This window comes from Luteibacter sp. CQ10 (genome assembly GCF_040900725.1).
In the GTDB taxonomy this organism is placed as follows: Bacteria; Pseudomonadota; Gammaproteobacteria; order Xanthomonadales; family Rhodanobacteraceae; genus Luteibacter.
Genome location: NZ_JAEUYM010000004.1, coordinates 199,009 through 219,584 on the forward strand (window position 1 = coordinate 199,009; position 20,576 = coordinate 219,584).

Sequence of the window (20,576 nt, forward strand, 5' to 3'; positions counted from 1 at the left end):
ATCCAACACGGCCGCCGGCCGTGTCGCGGGGTGTGCCGCGCCCCGCGTGCCGACAAGATCGCCCTGGGGAAAGCACCGATGACGAAAGGCACGACCCTCCGACGCAAGCCCGGAAGCCGCTGGCTACCGATCCTTGGCCTCACGATCGTAACCCCCGGTTACGCCCAGGAAGCGGCTTCACCGCCCCAGGCGGGCGAGGCACGACAGCTCGACCAGGTCGTCGTGACCGGCACCCGCACGACGACGCGCACGGAAGCCAGCTCGCTGTCCCCTATCGACGTGCTCACCCCACGGGACCTTACGTCCACCGGCAGCCCGGAACTGGCCACGGCGCTGGCCCGGCTCCTGCCCTCGCTCGACTTCCCCCGCCCGGCCATCAACGACGGCAACGACGCGATACGCCCGGCCAGCCTGCGCGGCCTGTCGCCGGACGCAACGCTGGTGCTCGTCGACGGCAAGCGTTACCACACCTCCGCGCTGGTCAATTACAACGCCTCCGTCGGCCGCGGCTCGGCGCCGGCGGACCTCAATTCCATTCCCATCTCGGCCATCGACCACATCGAGGTGCTGCGCGACGGCGCCGCGGCGCAGTACGGCTCCGACGCCATCGCGGGAGTGATCAACATCGTGCTCAAACACGGCGCCGCGGCGGGATCGAACATCATCACCGCCAACGGCGGCGTCATGGACAAGGGCGACGGCGCGACGAACGGCATCGATGGCTCGATGGGCGTCGACCTGGGCGGCAAGGGCGCCGACGCCAAGGGCTGGCTGCGCGTGGCGTGGAATTACCAGAACACCATGAACACCAACCGCGCGGCGCCCCTGAGCCTGTTCACGCCCGAAGAGGCGGCCGACGGCAATATCGCGCACCAGCGTTACGGCGATCCCGCGGTGAAGACCTACCAGGCGCTCACCAACTTCCAGTACGCCGTGGCGCATAACGTGGACCTGTACGGCGTGCTCAGCCTGAGCCGGCGCGACGTGACGTCGAACGGCTATTACCGCGGCGCCACCAACGCCCGCAATGTGCCCGAGGTGTATCCCGACGGCTTCCTCCCGCAGATCGTCAACCACACCAACGACAGCACCGCCATCCTCGGCATCAAGGGCACGACCGATGGTGGCTGGCGCTGGGACGCTTCGGGCAACTACGGCATCAATTCGCTCGTTTTCGACGTCGCCCACAGCATCAACACCAACCTCTACTACTCCACCGGCCAGTCGCCGACGTACTTCAACGCGGGCACCTTCAAGAATTCGCAGGCGCTCGCCAACGTGGACATCGGCAAGGACTTCAGCGTGGGCTGGCTGCCCAATCCGCTGACGCTCGCGTTCGGTGCCGAGTACCGCAGGGAGAAGTACCAGATCGACGCGGGCGATCCGGATTCGTACTACTTCAACCAGGCCACCCTGATTCCCGGCACCGATACCCCGTACGCCGGTGGCGCGCAGGTCTTCCCCGGCCTCTCGCCCTCCGCCGCGGGAAGCTTCACCCGCCACAGCCAGGCGGCCTACGTCGATCTGGAAACCGACGTCACCGATCGGTTCTCCGCCGGCATCGCCGGACGCTACGAGCATTACAGCGACGCGGGCGCGACCCGTTCGGGCAAGGTCTCGATGCGCTACCAGTTCACGCCGGACTTCGCGTTGCGCGGCACGGTCTCCAACGGCTTCCGTGCCCCGTCGCTCGCGCAGCAGAATTACCAGTCCGTCGTGACGATCATCGATCCCAGCACGGGGCAGCTCGCGCAGACCGGCACGTATCGCACCTCCGACCCGGCCGCGGTCGCCCTCGGCGCGAAGGCGCTCAAACCGGAGAAATCCTTCAATTACGGCCTCGGGGCCGTGTGGGAACCGCTCACGAACCTGAGCGCCACGCTGGACGTGTACCAGATCCGCATCTGGAACCAGATCCTGTACTCCGACACGATCAGCCTCACCGATCCGGTGCTCGCCGCGTACTTCAACAGCGTGGTGCCCGGCCAGCAGGTCACGGCCGTCCAGTACTTCGCCAATGCGGCGACCACGCGCACGCGCGGCGCGGACCTGGTGGTGAATTACCGCATTCCCACCACGAACGCCGGCGAATTCGACCTGATGGCCAGCGGCAACTACAACAAGGTGAAAGTGCTCGACGTGGCCGCCACCCCGGCCATCCTGCAGGCGAACGCGTCGGAGGGCATCGAACTGTTCGGCCGCTCGAGCCAGGGCCTGCTGACCAAGGCCACGCCACGCACCAAATACGTCCTCGGCGGCGACTGGTCGCACGGCGGCTTCCATGCGCACGCCGACCTCACCCGCTACGGCGCGGTCACGCGCGTGACGACCGACGCGTCGACGGACCAGACGTTCGCCGCGCGGTGGCTGCTGAACACGTCGGCGGGCTACACGCTCGACGCGTGGAGCTTCACGCTGGGCGTCGACAACGTCACCAACCAGTACCCGACGCGCGTGAGCCCGACGAACACCGGCGAGGACTATTTCAGCGGCCTGCAGTACTCGGCGTTGTCGCCCTTCGGCTTCAACGGGCGGTATTACTACGCGAAGGTCGGCTTCCGCTTCTGACCGAACGCAAGGCGGACGGCCATCGTGCGCGAACGAACGATGGCCGTCCGGGTCAGGCTGCGGTGAAGATCAGGTGGCTGCCGTCCGAGTCCACCGTCACCGTCTGGCCTGGCGAGAACGCACCCTGCAGGATGCGCTGCGCCAGGGGGTTCTCCAACTGCTGCTGGATCGCGCGCTTGAGCGGACGCGCGCCGTACACGGGATCGAAGCCCGCACTGCCGAGCAGGTCGAGCGCCGCGTCGGTGATCTCCAGGCCCAGCTGGCGTTCGGCCAGGCGCTTGCCCAGGTAGTCCAGCTGGATGCGCGCGATGGCGCGGATCTGCTTCTTGTCCAGCGGACGGAACACCACGAGGTCGTCGAGGCGGTTGATGAACTCCGGGCGGAAGTGCGCCTGCACCACGCCGAGCACCGAGGCCTTCATCTGCAGGTAATCCGCTTCGCTGTCGCCGGCCTGTTCCTGGATCAGGTTCGACCCGAGGTTCGAGGTCATGACGATGACCGTGTTGCGGAAATCGACGGTGCGGCCCTGGCCGTCCGTGAGGCGGCCGTCGTCGAGCACCTGCAGCAGGATGTTGAAGACGTCCGGGTGGGCCTTCTCGACCTCGTCGAGCAGGATCACGCTGTAGGGGCGTCGACGCACCGCCTCGGTGAGGTAGCCGCCCTCTTCGTAACCCACGTAACCCGGAGGCGCGCCGACCAGCCGGCTCACGGAGTGCTTCTCCATGAACTCGCTCATGTCGATGCGGACCATCGCGTCCTGCGTGTCGAAGAGGAAGTCGGCCAGCGCCTTGCACAGCTCGGTCTTGCCCACGCCGGTCGGACCAAGGAACAGGAACGAACCGTACGGACGATTCGGATCGGACAGGCCGGCGCGCGCGCGACGAATCGCGTCGGAAACGGCACGCACCGCTTCTTCCTGGCCCACCACGCGCCCGTGCAGCGCCTCTTCCATGTGCAGCAGCTTCTCGCGCTCGCCCTCGAGCATCTTCGCCACCGGGATACCGGTCCAGCGCGCGACCACCTCGGCGATTTCCTCCGCGGTGACGCGATCCTGCAGAAGCGTGAAATCCTGCTTCTCGGCCTGCTGCGCCGCGGCCAGTTGCGCTTCCAAAGCCGGCAGGCGGCCGTACTGGATCTCGCTCATCGCGCCGTAGTCCTGGCGGCGCTGCGCGGCTTCCAGTTCGAGGCGGGCCTGCTCGATCTGCTCCTTGATCTTCGTGGCGCCCTGCAGCGTGGCCTTTTCCGACTTCCATACCTCGTTGAGGTCGGAGAACTCGCGATCGAGCTTCTCGATGTCGGCCTCGAGGTTGGCGAGGCGCTGCTTCGATTCGTCGTCCTGCTCTTTCTTGAGCATCTCGCGCTGGATCTTCAGCTGGATGAGGCGCCGTTCCAGGCGGTCGAGTTCTTCCGGCTTCGAATCGATCTCCATGCGGATGCGCGACGCGGCCTCGTCCATCAGGTCGATGGCCTTGTCGGGCAGCTGGCGATCGGGGATGTAGCGCGCGGACAGCGTGGCGGCCGCGACGATCGCGGGATCGGTGATCTCCACGCCGTGGTGCACGGCGTAGCGCTCCTTCAGGCCGCGCAGGATCGCGATGGTGTCTTCCACGCTGGGCTCGCCGACGTAGACCTTCTGGAAGCGGCGCTCGAGCGCGGCGTCCTTCTCGACGTACTTGCGGTATTCGTCGAGCGTGGTGGCGCCGATGCAATGCAGCTCGCCGCGCGCCAGCGCGGGCTTGAGCATGTTGCCCGCGTCCATCGCGCCGTCGGCCTTGCCCGCGCCGACCATCGTGTGCAGCTCGTCGATGAAGAGGATGACCCGGCCTTCCTGCTTGGAGAGGTCGTTGAGCACGCCCTTGAGGCGCTCCTCGAATTCGCCGCGGAACTTCGCGCCGGCGATGAGCGCTCCCATGTCGAGCGACAGCACGCGCTTGTCGCGCAGGCCCTCGGGCACCTCGCCGTTGACGATGCGCTGGGCGAGGCCTTCGACGATGGCGGTCTTGCCGACGCCGGGCTCGCCGATGAGCACGGGATTGTTCTTGGTGCGACGCTGCAGCACCTGGATCGTGCGACGGATCTCCTCGTCGCGGCCGATCACCGGATCGAGCTTGCCGCTCTCCGCGCGCTCGGTGAGGTCGATGGTGTACTTCTCCAGCGCCTGGCGCTGCTCCTCGGCGTTTTCCGATTGCACCTTCTCGCCGCCGCGCAGCTTGTCGATGGCGGCCTCCAGGCGCTCCTTCGTGGCCCCGGCGGCCTTCATCACGCCGCCGAGTTCGCCGCGATCCTCCAGCGCCGCCAGCACGAACAGCTCGCTGGCGATGAACTGGTCGCCACGTTGCTGGGCCAGCTTGTCGGTGAGATTGAGCACGCGGCTCAGGTCGTTGCCGAGGTTGACCGTGCCTTCCTGCCCGCTCACCTTCGGCAGGCGGTCGAGGATCTCGTTTACGCGCTGGCGCAGCGCCGGCACGTTGACCTGGGCCTGGGTGAGCAGGGGTGCCGTGGATCCGCCCTGCTGGTCGAGCAGCGCGGCCATGACGTGCACCGGTTCGATCATGTTGTGGTCGCGGCCGACGGCCAGCGACTGCGCATCGGCCAGCGCCTGCTGGAAACGCGACGTGAGTCTGTCCATTCGCATGGTTGTAGTCTCCGAAAGGTTCCGGCGCCCCCGGGACCCTCCCCGCGACCGCCTCTGGCGTCACAGATGCGGGTGAGATCCTTCGGCTTCAACGGTATATCACGCGCGGGAGATAGCGGATCTTTCACGTTCGCACGGGCATCCTCGACCGGTTTCCTTCCATGGAGCCGCCGTGACCGCCCGCCTCCCGCCACCGCCGTCCGATCTTATCCATCCCGGAAGCGCCCTCTTCCTCGATGCCGACGGCACCCTGCTCGACTTCGCCGACGATCCGGACGCCGTGGCCCCCGCCGCCGGACTCGTCGCCACGCTGGATACGCTGCACGCCGCTCTCGGCGGCGCCCTCGCCCTCGTGAGCGGACGCCCCGTCGACGGGCTCGACCGCATCTTCGGCCGACCCGGCTGGGCCGCCGCCGGCCAACACGGCCTCGAGCGCCGGGACGGGCGCGGCAAGGTGACCACCATGTCGGTCGACCGCGACGAACTGTCGCGCCTGCGTGCCACGGTGCACGCCGTGGGGGACGCGTTGCCGGGCGTGCGCGTGGAGGACAAGAGCTGGTCGGTGGCACTGCATTGCCGCGAGCGTCCGGAATACGACGCGGAACTGGCCCGACGCGCCCCGGAGATCGTCGCCGCCTTCCGCGGCTTCGAACTGCAGCCGGGCAACCGCGTATACGAGTTCAAGCCCCGGGGCATGGACAAGGGCATCGCCGTGTCCCGGTTCCTCGACGAAGCGCCGTTTCGTGGCCGTGTTCCCGTCTACCTCGGCGACGACCTCACCGATGAACATGCCTTCGCGCTGGTGAACGAGCGTGGCGGCGCCTCGGTGCGCATCGGCGACAGGACGCCGACGCACGCGGCGTTCACGTTGTCTAGCCCGGCCGACGTCCACGCTTGGCTGAACACCGTGAAGACCACACTCACGCGGGGAGCCGCAAACGCAACATGAGCCGACTAGTCGTCATATCGAACCGGGTGGCGCTGCCCAAGCAGACCCAGACCGGCGGCCTGGCCTCCGCGATGAACGCGGCCCTGCAGGAAATGGGCGGCCTCTGGTTCGGCTGGAGCGGCAACTTGGCCGCCGAAACGGGCAAGGAGCTGCATGAGGTCGAGGACGGGCACATCAGCTACGCCACCATCGATCTTTCCAAGGCGGACCACGACGATTACTACAGCGGTTTCGCCAACCGTGCGCTCTGGCCCCTGTTCCACTACCGCGGCGACCTGGTCGATTACCGCCGCGACCACCTGGAAGGCTACCTGCGGGTCAACCGCATCTTCGCCAAGCGCGTCGCGAAGCTGCTGAAGAAAGACGACATCGTCTGGGTGCACGACTACCACCTGATTCCGCTGGCCGCGATGCTGCGCGAACTGGGCGTGGAGAACCGCATCGGTTTCTTCCTGCATACCCCGCTGCCCTCGGCCGGTCTGCTCATCACCCTGCCCCGCCACCGCGAGATCCTCGAATCCTTCGCCTCGTACGATCTCGTGGGCCTGCATACGCAGCGCGACCTGCGCGCGCTGGAAGACTACTTCCTGCATGAACTGGGCGCCGCGATGCGCACGGGCGGACGCATCCGCGCGGCCAACGGGCGCATCTTCCGTGCGGGCGTGTTCCCGATCAGCATCGACACCGCCGAGGCGGTGGAACTGGCCCATCGCGCCGAGGACGCGGGCGCGGTCGCCAAGCTCAAGGCTTCCATCGACGATCGCGCGCTGATCATCGGCGTGGATCGCCTGGACTATTCCAAGGGCCTGCCGGAGCGTTTCGAGGGCTTCGCCCGGCTGCTGCGCGACCACAAGGACCTTCGCGGGCGCGTATCGCTGCTGCAGATCGCCCCGCCTTCGCGTTCTGACGTGCCCGAGTACCGCTCGCTGCGTCGCGAGCTGGAGCGCAGCGCGGGGCACATCAACGGTCAGTACGCCGAACCGGATTGGGTGCCCATCCGCTACGTGAACAAGTCGTTCGGCCACAAGGTGCTGGCGGGTTATTTCCGCACGGCCAAGGTGGGCCTGGTGACGCCGCTGCGCGACGGCATGAACCTCGTGGCGAAGGAATACGTGGCTTGCCAGGATCCACAGGACCCCGGCGTGCTGGTGCTTTCGCGCTTCGCCGGTGCGGCGCAGGAACTGGACGCGGCGCTGCTGGTGAATCCGTCCGATCTCGACGAGGTGTCGGAGGCCTTGAAGCGCGCGCTGGAAATGCCGCTGAAGGAGCGCCGCATGCGCTGGCAGTCGATGATGGACGTGCTCGAACGCAACGACATCACGGCATGGCGCAACGCGTTCCTGCATGCGTTGATGGAGCCGCCGAAAGTGAAGCCGGAGATCTACGTGCCGACGCCGGTGATGGCGCCCTGAGCGCCTCGCGAGCCCGATTCGCCGATACGATCGGCTCCCACCCCTTCGGTAGCGAGGTATCGACCGAAGGGGTGGGAGCCGATCGTATCGGCGAATCCCGAACCCTCAGCGCGTCCAGATGAGCGAGGCGAACCGCCCGCTCTTCGCCCCGTCGCGCCGGTACGAATAAAGCCGCTCGTCGGTGAACGTATCGAAGCCGCCCCCCGAAACCCGGCCAACGCCCGCCGCCGCCAATCGACGCCGCGCCAGCGCGTAGAGATCGCACAGCCAATGCCCGGGCCGCGTCGCCACGAAGGCCGCGACCGCACCGGCATCGCCATCGACGAACGCCGCGCGGACCTCCTCGCCCACCTCATAGGAGGCCGCGCCGATGGCCGGCCCCAGCCACGCCTGCACGCCATCCGCGCCCATGCGTTCCACGGTCCGCTCCAGCACGCCGGCGGCCAATCCGCGCCAACCCGCGTGCGCCGCGCCGACGGTCTGTCCGTCGGCCGACACGAACAGCACGGGCAGGCAGTCCGCCGTGAGGATCACCAGCACCCGCCCGGGACCGGAAACCACGGCGGCGTCCGCCTCCGGCTCCTCGGCCGCGGGCAGCCCCTCGGCCACGGCCGTGCCGTGGACCTGGCGCAGCCATAGGGGCTCGGCGGGCAGGCCGAGCTCCGTGATCAGCGCTGCGCGGTTGGCCCGCACGGCATCCACGTCGTCGCCCGAGCGCAGGCCGAGGTTGAACCGGGCATAGGGCCCCTCGGACACGCCGGGGCCCTGCCGCGTCGACACCGCCGCGCCCACGGTCGCCTCCCAGTCCGGACGAATCCACATGGGTCAATCCTCGATCGGATGCTCGAGCGTATCGGCGCGCAGGGCCTCGATCAGCGCCTCCTGCTCCGGCGGGCGCGGGGAATCGAACTCCAGGTACTCCCCGGTGACCGGATGCTCGAACGCGAGCTTCTCGGCGTGCAGGGCCTGCCGGCGAAAGCCGCGCAGGGCATCGATCAGGGCCTGGCCGGCCCCGCGGGGCAGACGCAGGCCGTTGCCGTAAAGCGGGTCGCCGACCAGGGGATGGCCGATATGGGCCATGTGCACGCGGATCTGGTGGGTGCGGCCGGTCTCCAGGTTGCACTGGAGCACGCTGTGGGCGCGGAAACGCTCGCGCACGCGGTAATGCGTGACCGCCTCCTTGCCGCCCATCTCCACGTCGCGCACGCCCTGCTTCAGGCGATCGTGCTGGTGGCGGCCGATCGGCTCGTCCACCGTGCCGCCGGCCACCATCGTGCCCAGCACCACCGCCTCGTACTGGCGGTGCACGTCGTGCCGGGACAGCATCGCCACCAGCGCGGTCTGCGCGGCGATGGACCGGGCCACCACCATCAGGCCCGAGGTGTCCTTGTCCAGGCGGTGCACGATGCCGCCACGCGGCAGCCCGGCCAGCGCGGGGTCGTGGTGCAGCAACGCGTTCAGCATCGTACCGGCCGGGTTGCCCGCACCCGGGTGCACGACCAGCCCCACGGGCTTCTCGATCACCATCAGGTCGGCATCCTCGTGGAGGATGTTCAGGGCGATGTCCTCCGGCTGGGCGTGGACCTCGGCCGCCAGCTCCGCCTCCAGCACCACCGTCTCGTTGCCCCGCACCAGGTGCCGGGGCGCCACGGGGGCGCCGTCGAGCAGCACCTTGCCTTCCTTGATCCAGGCCGTGAGCCGGGATCGGGAATAGTCGGGGAACATCTCGGCCAGGGACTGGTCGAAACGCCGTCCCGCCGCCGCCACGGGGACCGTGGCCTCGTGCCTTACCTTCGTCGTCATACCACCTCGCCCGGCCGGCGGCCGGTTTCGGCTATCATGCCCTTTCGCTCAAGCATCCGAACTCTCTCAATGCGTGCAACCAAGATCACCATTCTGCTCCTCCTCGCCCTGTCGATGAGCGCCTGCTCGATGTTTCGCAGCAAGAAGGAAACGATCGACACCATGCCGGTCGAGCGGCTGTACGCCAACGCCCACGAGTCGCTCGAGCACGCCGACTATGCCGCCGCGGAAAAGGCCTATCAGCGCCTGATCGCGCGCTTCCCGTCCGGCGACATCAACGAGCAGGCCCAGATCGAACTGGCCTACGCGCAGTACAAGGACAACAAGCCGGACGACGCGTACTCGACGATCAACCGCTTCATCAAGACGTTTCCGACCCACAAGCACGCAGATTATGCCTATTACCTGCGCGGCCTGATCAATTTCGACCGTACGGGCGGTTTCATCGAGCGCTATTTCAACCGCAGCTCCGATGCCTCCACGCGCCGCGACCAGGGTTTCAACCTGACCGCGTTCGACGATTTCAGCCAGCTGACCCGTCGTTATCCGAACAGCGCCTATGCCACCGACGCCCGCCAGCGCATGATCTTCCTGCGCAACCAGCTGGCCCGCTTCGAGGTGAACGTGGCCGAGTACTACCTGCGCACCCGGTCTTACATCGCCTCGGCCAACCGCTCCCAGTACGTGATCGAGCACTACCAGCAGTCGCCGGAAACCGCCGACGCCCTGGCGATCCTCACCCGCAGCTACCTGGCCCTCGACCGCAAGCCGCTGGCCGACCAGACCCGCCAGGTGCTGGCCCTGAACTACCCAGACCACCCCTACCTCACCGATCCGGAGTGGCCGCACCACCCGTCGACGCTGAGGAAGGCGATTCCGTTCTCGGGTCACCACTAAGAAGAAGCCGGCGAAAGCCGGCTTTTTTTTGCTCGTCGTTCCTGTGAAAACAGGAACCCAGCGCGATAGGGCAGGTTTTAGCGAGAAGCCCCCCTACGAAACGCCGATGGAAAGCGACCGCGGGTACCCGAGACCGGGGCGCTGGCTTGCTGTTTTCACAGGAAGGACGGCTTATCGCCAGCCCGAGGTGATCGGGTAACGCCTCTCCCGCCCGAACGCCTTGGTCGTCACCCGCGGTCCCGGTGCCGCCTGGCGGCGCTTGAACTCGTTGATGAACACGAGGCGGATCACCCGGCGTACCGTGGTGTCGTCGTGGCCGGCGGCGATGATGTCCTCCGCCGAGGCCTCGCCCTCGATGAAGTGCTCGAGGATGGCATCCAGCTCGTCGTAGGGCGGCAGCGAATCCTGGTCGGTCTGGTCGTGACGCAGTTCGGCCGAGGGCGGGCGCTCGATCACTGCCTCGGGGATGGCCCCGTCGATGGCGGCCCGCCAGCGCGAGAGACCGTATACCACGGTCTTGTACACATCCTTCAGGGGCGCGTAGGCGCCGCACATGTCGCCGTAGAGGGTAGCGTAGCCCACCGCCATTTCGCTCTTGTTGCCTGTGGAGAGCAGCAGGCGGCCGGTCTTGTTCGACATGGCCATGAGCAGCACGCCGCGCGCGCGCGATTGCAGGTTCTCTTCGGTGATGTCCGGCGCGCGCCCGGCGAACACGGGCGCCAGCGTACCGGTGAACGCCTGGTAGATGCCCTCGATCGGCAGCACGTGGTATTCCACGCCCAGGTGCTCCGCCTGGGCCTTGGCTTCGCGCAACGACAGGTCGGAGGTGTACTCGGTGGGCATCATCACCGCGGTGACCTTGTCCTTGCCCAGCGCATCCACCGCGATGGCGAGGGTCAGGGCGGAGTCGATACCGCCGGACAGGCCGAGCAGCACGCCGGAGAAGCCGTTCTTGCCGACGTAGTCGCGCACCCCGCGCACGAGGCCGGCGTACATGACGGCTTCGCTCGAGGTCGGTCGATCCGCCGGCCAGTCGACCGCCGCGAGGCGCTTCGCCTGCGTGTCGTAGTCCACGGCCAGCAGCATGTCCTCGAACGACGGCGCGCGCGCGGCGATGCTGCCGTCGGGTTGCACCAGCAACGAATGTCCGTCGAACAGGAGGTCGTCCTGCCCCCCCACGAGGTTTACGTAGGCAATGGCGACGCCGTTGTCGACGGCACGCTGGCGCAGCAGCGCTTCGCGCGTGGACGCCTGGCGCTTGTCGTAGGGCGATGCATTGATCACGAGGATGAGTTCGGCACCCGCCTGCGCCGCCTGGGCGGCGGGTTCGGCCTCCCAGATGTCTTCGCAAATGAGCATGCCCACGCGCACGCCTTCGATGGTGAAGACGCGAGAGGTGTCGCCGGGACGGAAGTAGCGCTTCTCGTCGAACACCGTGTAATTGGGCAGCGCCTGCTTGTGGTACGTCCACTCGACCTGGCGCTCGCGGATCAGCGAGGCGGCGTTGTACACCTCGCCCTGTGTATCCGGATGCCCGACCACCGCCGAAATGCCGTCGATGGACGGCGCGAGCTCCTCGAGTTCACGGGCGCAGGAGGCGAGGAAGCTCGGCCGCTGGAGCAGATCCTCGGGCGGGTAGCCCGACAGGGTGAGCTCGGGAAACGCGATGAGCGAGGCGCCGAGGCGATCGCGCGCCTCGGCCGCCAAGGCCTTGACCTTCAGCGCGTTGCCGGCCGTGGCACCGACCGGAAAATCGTACTGGGCCAGGGCGAAGCGAAAGATGGACATGGGGGATCCGTGCGGTCGCGGGGATCGCCCATGATACCGCGCGGACGCCGTGGGAGCCGCGTCGGAAGCGGCGCCAAGTCGCTTCGGGCAACGCCGCGCCCCGCACCGTCGTTCCTGTGAAAACAGGAACCCAGCGCCCCGGTCCACGACCTTCGCGACGACGCTCCATCGGCTTTTCGCAGGAGGCCGCCTCGCGAAAGCCCACCTGGCGGCGCTGGATTCCTGCGTGCGCAGGAATGACGATGGGTGGACTGCCGCGTCACCGCACCTCCACGTCGAAGATCGCCGCGGAAGCGGCCGCCGGCAGCGAGTAATGCCACCACTCCGCCGGATAGTTGACGAAGCCGTGGGCCTGCATCGCCCGCTTCAGCCGTTGCCGGTTCGCCCGCTGCGCGGCCGTGATGCGCGGGTCGTCGGTGTGCGCCAGCGGATCGAAGACATCGAAATCCGTTCCCATGTCCAGCGGCACGCAATGGCCCCCATCGCAACGCGTCAGCGTGAGATCCACCGTGGCACCGCGGCTGTGCCCGGATACCGGAGCGATGTATTCGCCGAGCAGCTTGTCCTTGCCGAGGTTCGGGTAGTGCGCCGCCTTCGTGCGCACGTCCGACAGATCGCCCGCCCACCGAACGAACGCGGCGACGGCGCGGGCGGGTCGATAGCAATCCCATACGCGAAGCCGGTACCCCTCGCCACGCAGGTCGGCGTCGACGGCGGCGAGCGCCTTCGCGGCGGCGGTGCGAAGGAAGCACTTCGGTGCCCGATACCCATCGACCGGTGCGCCGGTGAAATTGTCCGCGCCCGCGTAGCGCATGTCCTCGTCGATGTCCGGCACGAGCGAGCGCACGTCGGTCAGGCCCGCCTCGGCCGCCGTGCGGGCGTGGGACAGGGGAAACGCATCGTCCGCCCGCACGCCTGGGGCAAGCGCGAGGGCCAGGAAAAGCCAGGTAGTCATGGTCGTGGAAGTCGGCATCGCGATCGGTCCTGGTCATGCCCGGCTGGCAGGGAGTGGAGCGCGCCAGCCACGATTCGTCGTCCAAGCGCTGGTTCTGCCGAGGCACGAGGCAACGCGTGTACTCCGCTCGATGGTACCTCTCATCGAGGGCGGCGGAAGGCGCCCTGCGTGCGCAGGAATCCAGCGCCCCCGGTTCATGATGGACGAGAACACGACATCGGCTCTCAGAAGTCGATCGATACCGTGAGCTGTCCGAACCGCGGCGACTGGAAGCGCTGCGGCTGCAGGTAGGTCGGGTTGAGCCCGCCGACCGAGGTCTGCAGGTCCTGGTCGACGCCCAGCGTGCGCTGCTGGTTGAGCAGGTTGTAGACCGCCAGCTTCACGCGCAGGTTGTTCTTTTCGTCCAGCGGAAGCAGGTAGGTGATGCTCGCGCCCAGGTCGAAGGTCCAAGGCGTGCGCGACGCACCGCGCGGCGACGCCCTGTAGACCCGGTTCTCCGACACCGGATCCGTGCAGTTCTCCACGCAGATGAAATAGCTGTGGTACACGGTCTTGTCGTAGGGATTACCCACGCCGTATCCGGTGATCGGGCTCCCCGACAGCGCCGTGAGGTCCGCGCCCACCTGCCACTGCTTGCTGATCGCGTAGGTGCCTCGCAGCTTGAACTGGTGGCGATGATCGTTGGGCAGGTAACCGCTGGAGAGGTTCACCCAGGGATCGTCGAAGTTTTCCGTGCGGCCGGTGTCGTCGAAATTGGTGTCGGAGTTCACCGGCCCCTCGGCATTGCCGCGATTCCACGACAGCACGTAGGAGGCGTTGAACATCCACTTGTCGTCCCATGCGCGGTCGAGCTGGAACTCCATCGAGGCGAAGGTGCGCTTGGGCTTCTTCCAGCCGCGTTGGCCGAGGTAGTTGCCCGAGGCGTCGTAGAGCGCCCAGCCCTCTTTCGAGGTGTCGATGGTGAGGTAACCGTCGGCCACGCCGTCGCAGTTGGTATCGCCCCACACGGTGACGTTGCGCCCGGGGTTGGCCATCACATAGCCGATCTTGCCCGCGGGGCCGCACTGCGGCGTGGCGGTGATGTTCATGTCGTCGATGGCGTTGTGCAGTTTGCGATAGGTGCCGCTCACGCCCCATGACCAGGTGTCGGAGATGGCCTGCTGGAAGCCGAGGATGGCTTCGTCCTGGTACACCGAGTCCATGTGCTTGTCGACTTCGGAACGCAGGTCGCCCACCGTGCCGTCGCCCTGCGACGTATCCACGCCACCGATCTGTGGGCCGAGCACGGGTATCGCATAGGACGAGCCGTTGCGATCGAGGATCTGGTAACCGCCGAAGCCGTAGTAGGTGCGCTCGTCGAGCAGGCCGCCGGCCTGCTTGATGTTGATCACGTTGGCGACCGGCAGGTAATAACGGCCGAGGTTGCCGAAGACCTTCATCGTGCCGTCGCTCTTCACGTCCCAGGAGAAGCCCAGGCGCGGCGCGATCATGTTGTCCATCTTGATGTAGCTGCGGCCCTCACCGGTCTTGTTGTCGAAGGCGTCGCGGCGCAGGCCCACGTTGAGAAGGAGGTCGGGCGTGATGTTCCAGTTGTCCTCGACGTAATAGGCGCTGTTCGTGGTTTCGAACGTACCGGCGATCTCGTAGCGACGGGCACGGACGTAGGCATCGTAACCGGCGGGCACCACGCCACCGTTCTCGATGGTGGATCCCGACGTGGTCGGATAGATGTTGTAGTAGAACGCCCCCGGACCGGGGTAATGGCGCGAGTAGTCCGAGGTGTCGATCTCATGGTCGTAGCCGAAACGCACGACATGGTCGCCCAGCGTCCATTCGAAATCGGCGCGCGACTGCTTGCGCGTGTCGTTGCGCTTTTCCACCGCCGTGCTCGTGCTGCATCCCAGCGGCACGCCGGGACCGGCGACGCCGGTGGCTCGCGCGACGGGATTGCAGTCGAGGTCGGACTGGCCACGCGTGAACGACTCGCGCTCGTTGCGGCCGTACATGAGCTTCATCGACAGGTTGTCCACCAGGTAGCTGGTGAACGTGCCCGCCCAGTTGCGGCCGCCCGTGTCGCTGTAGATTTCGTCGTTCTTGTTGCCGAGCGTATCGGTGTCGTAGTCGTAGCTGTAGACCTTGCCCACGTTCTTGTCCTTGTCGGAGAAGGCCATGAACTCGAACAGGTTCTTGTCGTTGATGTGCCAGTCGACCTTCGCGCCCCAGAAGCCGGAATCGGTGTCGTTCTGGGTGAGCACGGTGCCCGCGTTGTCGGTGTTCTGCGGCGTGTAGCCCCGTGCCTCGTACATCGCGAAGAAGAACAGCTTGTCCTTCACGATGGGCCCGGACGCATACACGTTCATCTTGGTGCGCGAGTAGCGGTCTTCCGACGAGGTGATGTAGCGCTCGCCGTCCCAGTAGCGGTTCTTCGCGGCGGCCTGCCAGGCACTGGGCTCGAAGGTCATCTCGGCGCCGGCCTTGAACTCGTTGGTGCCCGACCGCGTGACGGCGTTGACCACGCCGCCGGTGGTGCGGCCGAACTCCACCGAGTAGCCGCCGGTCTTTACCTGGAATTCCTGGTAGAAGGCGAAGGGAGCCTGGGAGAAGCCGTTGCGGTTATAGAAATCGGTGACGTTCAGGCCGTTCACGTAGAACGAGTTTTCCGCCACCGACGAACCGCCGAACGAGATGCCGCCGAAGCCCGCGTTGCCCTTGTTCACGCCCGGCGCCAGCAGGGCCACGGCCTGCACGTTCTGATCCACCGGCAGGCGGCGGATTTCCTCGCGGCTGATGTTGGTGGCGGTTTCCGTGGAGCTGACGTCCACCGCCGAGATCACCACCGGCGCGCTCACCCGCACGCCTTCGAGTTCGGTGGTGGCCTTCGATCGGTCGACGAGGTTCACCGTGGTGGCGTTACCCAGGCTCACGTTGACCTGGGCGGCCTCGCCGACGGGTTGGCCGTCGAGGCTGCTGTCCAGCGTGTAGTGACCGATGGGCAGGAAGGGAAAGCGGTAGTTGCCGTCGCGGTCGGCGGTCACCGTGCGGGTCAGCCCCGTCGACGGGTCGCGCACCGTAACGCTGGCACCCGGCCGCGTGCGACCAACGATCGAGCCGTCGGTGTTGGCCGCGTGTGCGGCGCCGCCCAGCGACAGGCCCATGCAGACCGCCATGCAAAGCGCGGCGTGGCGCGGCATGCGCCGCGTGCTGATCTCCCCCATCTCCCCACTCCCATAAGATGATGTAACGGGCTGTGTTTGCCGCCGTCAGCGCGCCGGGCCGCCCCCCTGCGGCATGTCCAGGCGCTGCCAGCGGAAGTCGTAGTCCCACTGGTCGAAATAAAGGTTGCCGCCCTTCCACTCGGCTTCGCCGCGTTGCGAGTCGACCGTCTCCGAACGGAAGAAGGTCTTGGCCGGTACCAGCGGCTGCGAGAAGTCGTCGTTGAACGCGATGCGATAGGCGTCCAGGCCGCCGAGGTAAAACCACGCCAGGCGGTCGTCGCCCGGCCTGGCCTGCGCGCCGGGCACCAGGCGTCCGAACGTCACGTCCATCGGCACCCAGCCGTAAGGCGCGAGATAGAGCTGGCCCCAGTCGTGGATATTGTCGTAACGGCCGTCCGAGAAGATCCACCCCGACTGCCAGCGCGCCGGTATGCCGTTGAGGCGAAGCAGCGTGATGAGCAGCAACGTCTGTTCGCCGCAGTCGCCGTGGCCGGCGTGCAGCGTGTAGTCGCCGATGTTGGCGATCGTGGAGTATTCGCGCGCGCCAGCCCAGGGAATCGCGTCGACGGCGGCAAAGAGCTTTTGCGCGATCCGGTAGGGATTGGTCTCGTCGCCCACCACCTTCTTGGAGAACGCGCGCATGTCGTCGGTAAAGACCACGTGCGGTGCGCGCTCGGCCACGTAGGGCGCGAGGTCGGGGGTGATCGGTACGCGCTTCACCTTCGCCGGATCGATGTCGACGTAACGGCCGCGCAGGGTCACCTCATAGGTCACCGAGAAGACGGTGGGCTTGCCCGCCTCGGCCTTCTTTTCCAGATAGGCCGTGCGTTGCGCGGTGGATGCCGGTGCGACCTCGGCCTTGCCCGGTTCGCTGCCGACGAGGCGGATGTCGTCCTGCTGGCCGGGGATGTCCTGCGGATAGGGAATCCAAGCACGGATCGTCTCGCCCGCGGGCACCGCATCGGGATGCACGGTGAGCGTCTGCGTCACCCGCTCGCGCATGGGCAGCACGTTGACCCTACCCGTGCGCAACGCCTCGGCGCGGATCGCGCGATGGTGGTCGTTGAGCACTTCGTTGGGACCGTCGTCGAACGGCTTGGGATTTTTCCGCCGTGCACGGGCCTCCGCGCTGACGCGGAACAGGTTGCCCGGTGCGCGATTGAAGTACAGCGTGCGGCCATCGACGACCTGCTTCTCGAGCAGCCCCGTGGCGTCCCAGCGTGCGAATTCAGCGTCGGTGAGATCGGGAATCGACGTGCGCAGGCGCGTCTTCACCGCATCGGCGTCGAGGGTGAAGTCGAGCAGGATGCGGCGCATGCGTTCGCGCTGGAAGAGCAGCGCGGCGCGCCGGGTATCGTCGAGGCCGGGTTGGGCGAGGGCCTTGGCGATGGCGGATTCAGCGGTCCTGAAGTGGCCGGCATCGATGTCGCTTGCGATCGGTTCGGGCCATGGCGACCTGGGCAGGCTGGTATCGCCCCGCGCGGACCTGGCATCCAGCGCGAGCACCATCAGGCACACGGCGAGCGCATGGCGGAAGATCGCTGGTCGGATGGCCGCTTTCACCGTTCGGTATCCCCGTCGAACCGTGGTGGGTGGGTCGTGCGTCCTGGCTGTGTAACATCCTTGCAAACGTCGGTCAATAATTTATGCTTCGTCGCAACTCGTCAGGAATAGATATTCCTTGACGCCGTGGCGACACCACCCGGAGGGGGACGCGTGATCCAGTCGGTTTGGCCTTACCTGGCCGTGATGCTGCTTGCGGCGGGATTCTGGCCCGCGATCGAACGCCGCTTCGGCTGGAAGGTGTTCGAGGTGCTCCCTCCTATCGTGCTCACCTATCTCACCGTCACCGCGCTGTCGGTCGCCGGGACGTGGACGGCCACGCCGGCGATCCACGCGGCGCAGGACATGCTGGTGACCCGCATGGTGCCCGCCCTGCTCTTCCTGCTGATGATCAACTGCGACCTGCGCGCGATCCTCGCCCTGGGTCCGCGCGTGCTGGGCGTCTTCGCCTGCACCGCGATCAGCCTGTTCGCCGCCTTCGTCATCACCTTCCTTCTCTTCCGCCACTGGATGCCCGGCGACGGCTGGAAGCCGCTGGCCGCGCTTTCGGGAAGCTGGATGGGCGGTACCGCGAACATGATCGCGGTAAAGCAGGCCATCGGCATGGCCGATGCGTCGCTGGCGACGTCGTTGCTCACCGATGCCCTGTGCTATTCGATGTGGGTGGTAGTGCTGTTCTCCGTCGCCCGCCTCGCGCCGGCGTTCAACCGATGGACGCGCGCAACGTCGAGCGCGGACATGGCGGTGGCGCAGGCCGTGACGCGGGCACCGGCTACCGGCGACAGCGTGCTGCTCTGGCTGGGCATCGCCGTGGGCGTGGCCGCACTGTCCACGGTGCTGGGCAGCTTGATGCCGATAGGCAACATGGTCTCGGCGACCACCTGGACCATCCTCATCGCCACCGCCGCGGGCCTCGTCGCCGCGCATACGCCGCTGGCCAGGCTGCCCGGCGCGCAGGCCGTATCGAGCGCGCTGCTGATCTCGGTGGTGGCGGTGCTGGCGTCGCAGAGCAGCTTCGCCGGCATCGCCGCGGCGCCGCTGTACCTCGTGTGCGGCGTCACCGTCATCGCCACACACGCGGTCTTCCTGTGCCTGTTCGCGCGCCTGTTCCATTTCGACCTGTACCTTTGCGGCATTTCCTCGCTCGCCCACATCGGCGGTGTCGCCGCCACGCCCGTATTGGCCGCCACGTATTCCCGCTCGCTGGTGCCCGTGGGCATCCTGCTGGCCTTGCTCGGTTATATCCTCGGTACGGGCTTCGGCCTGCTCGTGGCTTCCGTGCTGTCGTCGCTGGCTTCCTGACATGGACCTCGGTATGAACATGCTTCGCACCACCCTGCTGGTGGCGGCCTTGGCCCTCGCGTCGGCCAAGGCGCACTCGCAAGCCCCTTCGCCGATACGATCGGCTCCCACCCCTTCCGGTAGCACCCTTCCCGCCGAAGGGATGGGAGCCGATCGCATCGGCGAAACGAACCTCCCGCCTTCCGGAGTGCTCGGCGTCACCGACGCGCAGCTGGACCCCTCGTACTGGGTGAGCCGGCTGCCGGACGCCGACGCCGTGGTGCTCGACGCGCGCGCCATCGCCGCGCTCAACGACAGGGTGGCGCGGCTCGATCCGTCCATGCACGACATCCGCCACTTCGGCGCGACGTTGCCGCGCGAACAGGTGAAGGGCTGGATCGAAAAGCTCACCAAGGCGCCGTCGAAACCGCTGTTCGATGTCGAAGGCAAGCCCGTGCCCGCGGCTACCGTCGACGCCATCATGGCGAACGCCGCCCTCGACGCCGTGCCCGTCGACGTGACGCCACGCTACGGCATGGCCGTGCGCCGCAGCGCCCTGCGCGGCTATCCCACCGATCTTCGGGTGTTCAGCCACGCGGGCGATACCGACATCGACCGCTTCCAGGAAAGCACGTTATTCCCCGGCGATCCGCTCGTGGTGGTGCACGCGAGCCGCGACGGCCATTGGCTCTTCGTGGTGAGCCCGCGCTATGCCGCCTGGATGCATGCCGACGACGTCGCCTACGGCGACGCGAAGGCGATCTTCGCGCACGTGGACGCCACGCCCTACCGGGTGATCACCGGCGCGAAACCCGACACCGTCTACACGCCCGAGGCGCCCGCGCTTTCCGAGCTGCAACTGGACATGGGCACGCGCGTGCCGCTGGATACCGCGGTGCCGCCGGACCAGCCGGTGAACGGGCAGACCGCGTACACCTCGTGGACGCTCAGCCTGCCCGTGCGCGACGCGAAGGGCGACCTGTCGTTCCATCCCGCCCTGCTCCAGCGCAACGCGGATTCGTCGCCGGACTACCTGCCGCTCACGCGGGCGAACGTCATCCGCCAGGCGTTCAAGTTCCTCGGCGAACGGTACGGCTGGGGCCATGCCTACAACGGCCGCGACTGCAGCGGCTTCGTCTCCGACGTGTACCGGAGCATGGGCGTTCAGATGCCGCGCAACACGCGCGACCAGAGCATCAGCCCGGGCCTTCAGCACACCGTGTACACGGACAAGGACCACCACGACGCCCGCGTGAAGGCGGCGATGGCGCTGGAGGTGGGCGACCTCGTCTACATCCCCGGCCACGTGATGATGGTGATCGGCAAGATCGACGGCCAGCCCTACGTGATCCACGACGTGGGCGGCATGAGCTACCGGCAGGCCGACGGGAGCCTGCGCCACGTGAAGCTCAACGCGGTGTCCGTCACGCCCCTCCTGCCGATGATGTTCAACGGCGACGCCACCTTCGTCGACCGCATGACCAGCATCGTCCGCATCCGCTAAACGGCG

The 20,576-nt window shown here is 67.2% G+C and carries 13 protein-coding genes; 6 read left to right on the forward strand and 7 right to left on the reverse strand.

Annotated elements, in window-relative coordinates; genetic code table 11:
* Positions 1–78: 78 nt before the first annotated feature.
* A complete protein-coding gene (locus JNG39_RS16820; protein ID WP_368313061.1) occupies positions 79–2,568 on the forward strand; it encodes a TonB-dependent receptor plug domain-containing protein in 2,490 nt (829 codons plus the stop codon).
* Between the two features lie 52 nt (positions 2,569–2,620).
* On the opposite strand, the gene clpB is transcribed toward JNG39_RS16820, so the two are convergent.
* A complete protein-coding gene (gene clpB / locus JNG39_RS16825; RefSeq protein ID WP_368313063.1) occupies positions 2,621–5,203 on the reverse strand; it encodes an ATP-dependent chaperone ClpB in 2,583 nt (860 codons plus the stop codon).
* 172 nt (positions 5,204–5,375) lie between these two features.
* On the opposite strand from clpB, the gene otsB reads away from it, so the two are divergent.
* Both otsB and otsA read left to right on the forward strand, forming a co-directional pair.
* On the forward strand, positions 5,376–6,152 hold the full coding sequence (gene otsB, locus JNG39_RS16830) for a trehalose-phosphatase (RefSeq protein WP_368313065.1): 777 nt from the start codon (positions 5,376–5,378) through the stop codon (positions 6,150–6,152).
* Positions 6,149–7,564 (forward strand): alpha,alpha-trehalose-phosphate synthase (UDP-forming), encoded by a 1,416-nt coding sequence (otsA, locus tag JNG39_RS16835; RefSeq protein WP_368313066.1) that lies wholly within the window; start codon positions 6,149–6,151, stop codon positions 7,562–7,564. Before otsB ends, otsA begins: the two co-directional genes overlap by 4 nt.
* Before the next feature lie 105 nt (positions 7,565–7,669).
* Here the strand turns inward: otsA and pgeF are convergent, their stop codons facing one another.
* Together pgeF and rluD are read right to left on the reverse strand one after the other, a co-directional pair.
* A complete protein-coding gene (pgeF, locus tag JNG39_RS16840) occupies positions 7,670–8,386 on the reverse strand; it encodes a peptidoglycan editing factor PgeF (protein WP_368313068.1) in 717 nt (238 codons plus the stop codon).
* Positions 8,387–8,389: 3 nt separating this feature from the next.
* The gene (gene rluD, locus JNG39_RS16845; RefSeq protein ID WP_368313070.1) at positions 8,390–9,367 is read right to left on the reverse strand and encodes a 23S rRNA pseudouridine(1911/1915/1917) synthase RluD; all 978 of its coding nucleotides are present in this window, start codon (positions 9,365–9,367) and stop codon (positions 8,390–8,392) included.
* A gap of 69 nt (positions 9,368–9,436) precedes the next feature.
* On the opposite strand from rluD, the gene JNG39_RS16850 reads away from it, so the two are divergent.
* The gene (locus JNG39_RS16850; RefSeq protein ID WP_368313072.1) at positions 9,437–10,264 is read left to right on the forward strand and encodes an outer membrane protein assembly factor BamD; all 828 of its coding nucleotides are present in this window, start codon (positions 9,437–9,439) and stop codon (positions 10,262–10,264) included.
* Between the two features lie 171 nt (positions 10,265–10,435).
* On the opposite strand, the gene JNG39_RS16855 is transcribed toward JNG39_RS16850, so the two are convergent.
* The 4 genes from JNG39_RS16855 to JNG39_RS16870 form a co-directional block, all read right to left on the reverse strand.
* The gene (locus JNG39_RS16855) at positions 10,436–12,052 is read right to left on the reverse strand and encodes an NAD+ synthase (protein WP_368313073.1); all 1,617 of its coding nucleotides are present in this window, start codon (positions 12,050–12,052) and stop codon (positions 10,436–10,438) included.
* A gap of 259 nt (positions 12,053–12,311) precedes the next feature.
* A complete protein-coding gene (locus tag JNG39_RS16860) occupies positions 12,312–13,007 on the reverse strand; it encodes a M15 family metallopeptidase (protein WP_368313074.1) in 696 nt (231 codons plus the stop codon).
* Between the two features lie 224 nt (positions 13,008–13,231).
* Positions 13,232–16,198 carry a carboxypeptidase regulatory-like domain-containing protein gene (locus tag JNG39_RS16865; RefSeq protein ID WP_368313261.1) on the reverse strand — a complete coding sequence of 989 codons (2,967 nt, stop codon included), beginning with the start codon at positions 16,196–16,198 and terminating at the stop codon, positions 13,232–13,234.
* 69 nt (positions 16,199–16,267) lie between these two features.
* Positions 16,268–17,731, reverse strand: coding sequence for a transglutaminase-like domain-containing protein (locus tag JNG39_RS16870; protein ID WP_368313263.1), 1,464 nt, complete (start codon positions 17,729–17,731; stop codon positions 16,268–16,270).
* A 207-nt stretch (positions 17,732–17,938) separates the two neighbouring features.
* On the opposite strand from JNG39_RS16870, the gene JNG39_RS16875 reads away from it, so the two are divergent.
* Both JNG39_RS16875 and JNG39_RS16880 read left to right on the forward strand, forming a co-directional pair.
* Positions 17,939–19,087, forward strand: a complete 1,149-nt coding sequence (locus JNG39_RS16875; protein WP_368313075.1) for a DUF819 domain-containing protein — start codon at positions 17,939–17,941, stop codon at positions 19,085–19,087.
* A gap of 13 nt (positions 19,088–19,100) precedes the next feature.
* Complete coding sequence (locus JNG39_RS16880; RefSeq protein ID WP_368313076.1) at positions 19,101–20,570, forward strand: SH3 domain-containing protein; 1,470 nt, start codon at positions 19,101–19,103, stop codon at positions 20,568–20,570.
* Positions 20,571–20,576 lie beyond the last annotated feature (6 nt).

Coding starts and splice junctions, on each gene's coding strand:
- JNG39_RS16850 (WP_368313072.1), top strand. CDS start 9,437: ATGCGTGCAACCAAGATCACCATTCTGCTCCTCCTCGCCCTGTCGATG.
- pgeF (WP_368313068.1), bottom strand. CDS start 8,386: ATGTGGATTCGTCCGGACTGGGAGGCGACCGTGGGCGCGGCGGTGTCG.
- JNG39_RS16870 (WP_368313263.1), bottom strand. CDS start 17,731: ATGGTGCTCGCGCTGGATGCCAGGTCCGCGCGGGGCGATACCAGCCTG.
- JNG39_RS16880 (WP_368313076.1), top strand. CDS start 19,101: ATGAACATGCTTCGCACCACCCTGCTGGTGGCGGCCTTGGCCCTCGCG.
- JNG39_RS16855 (WP_368313073.1), bottom strand. CDS start 12,052: ATGTCCATCTTTCGCTTCGCCCTGGCCCAGTACGATTTTCCGGTCGGT.
- otsA (WP_368313066.1), top strand. CDS start 6,149: ATGAGCCGACTAGTCGTCATATCGAACCGGGTGGCGCTGCCCAAGCAG.
- JNG39_RS16865 (WP_368313261.1), bottom strand. CDS start 16,198: ATGCCGCGCCACGCCGCGCTTTGCATGGCGGTCTGCATGGGCCTGTCG.
- clpB (WP_368313063.1), bottom strand. CDS start 5,203: ATGCGAATGGACAGACTCACGTCGCGTTTCCAGCAGGCGCTGGCCGAT.
- JNG39_RS16820 (WP_368313061.1), top strand. CDS start 79: ATGACGAAAGGCACGACCCTCCGACGCAAGCCCGGAAGCCGCTGGCTA.
- JNG39_RS16860 (WP_368313074.1), bottom strand. CDS start 13,007: ATGACTACCTGGCTTTTCCTGGCCCTCGCGCTTGCCCCAGGCGTGCGG.
- rluD (WP_368313070.1), bottom strand. CDS start 9,367: ATGACGACGAAGGTAAGGCACGAGGCCACGGTCCCCGTGGCGGCGGCG.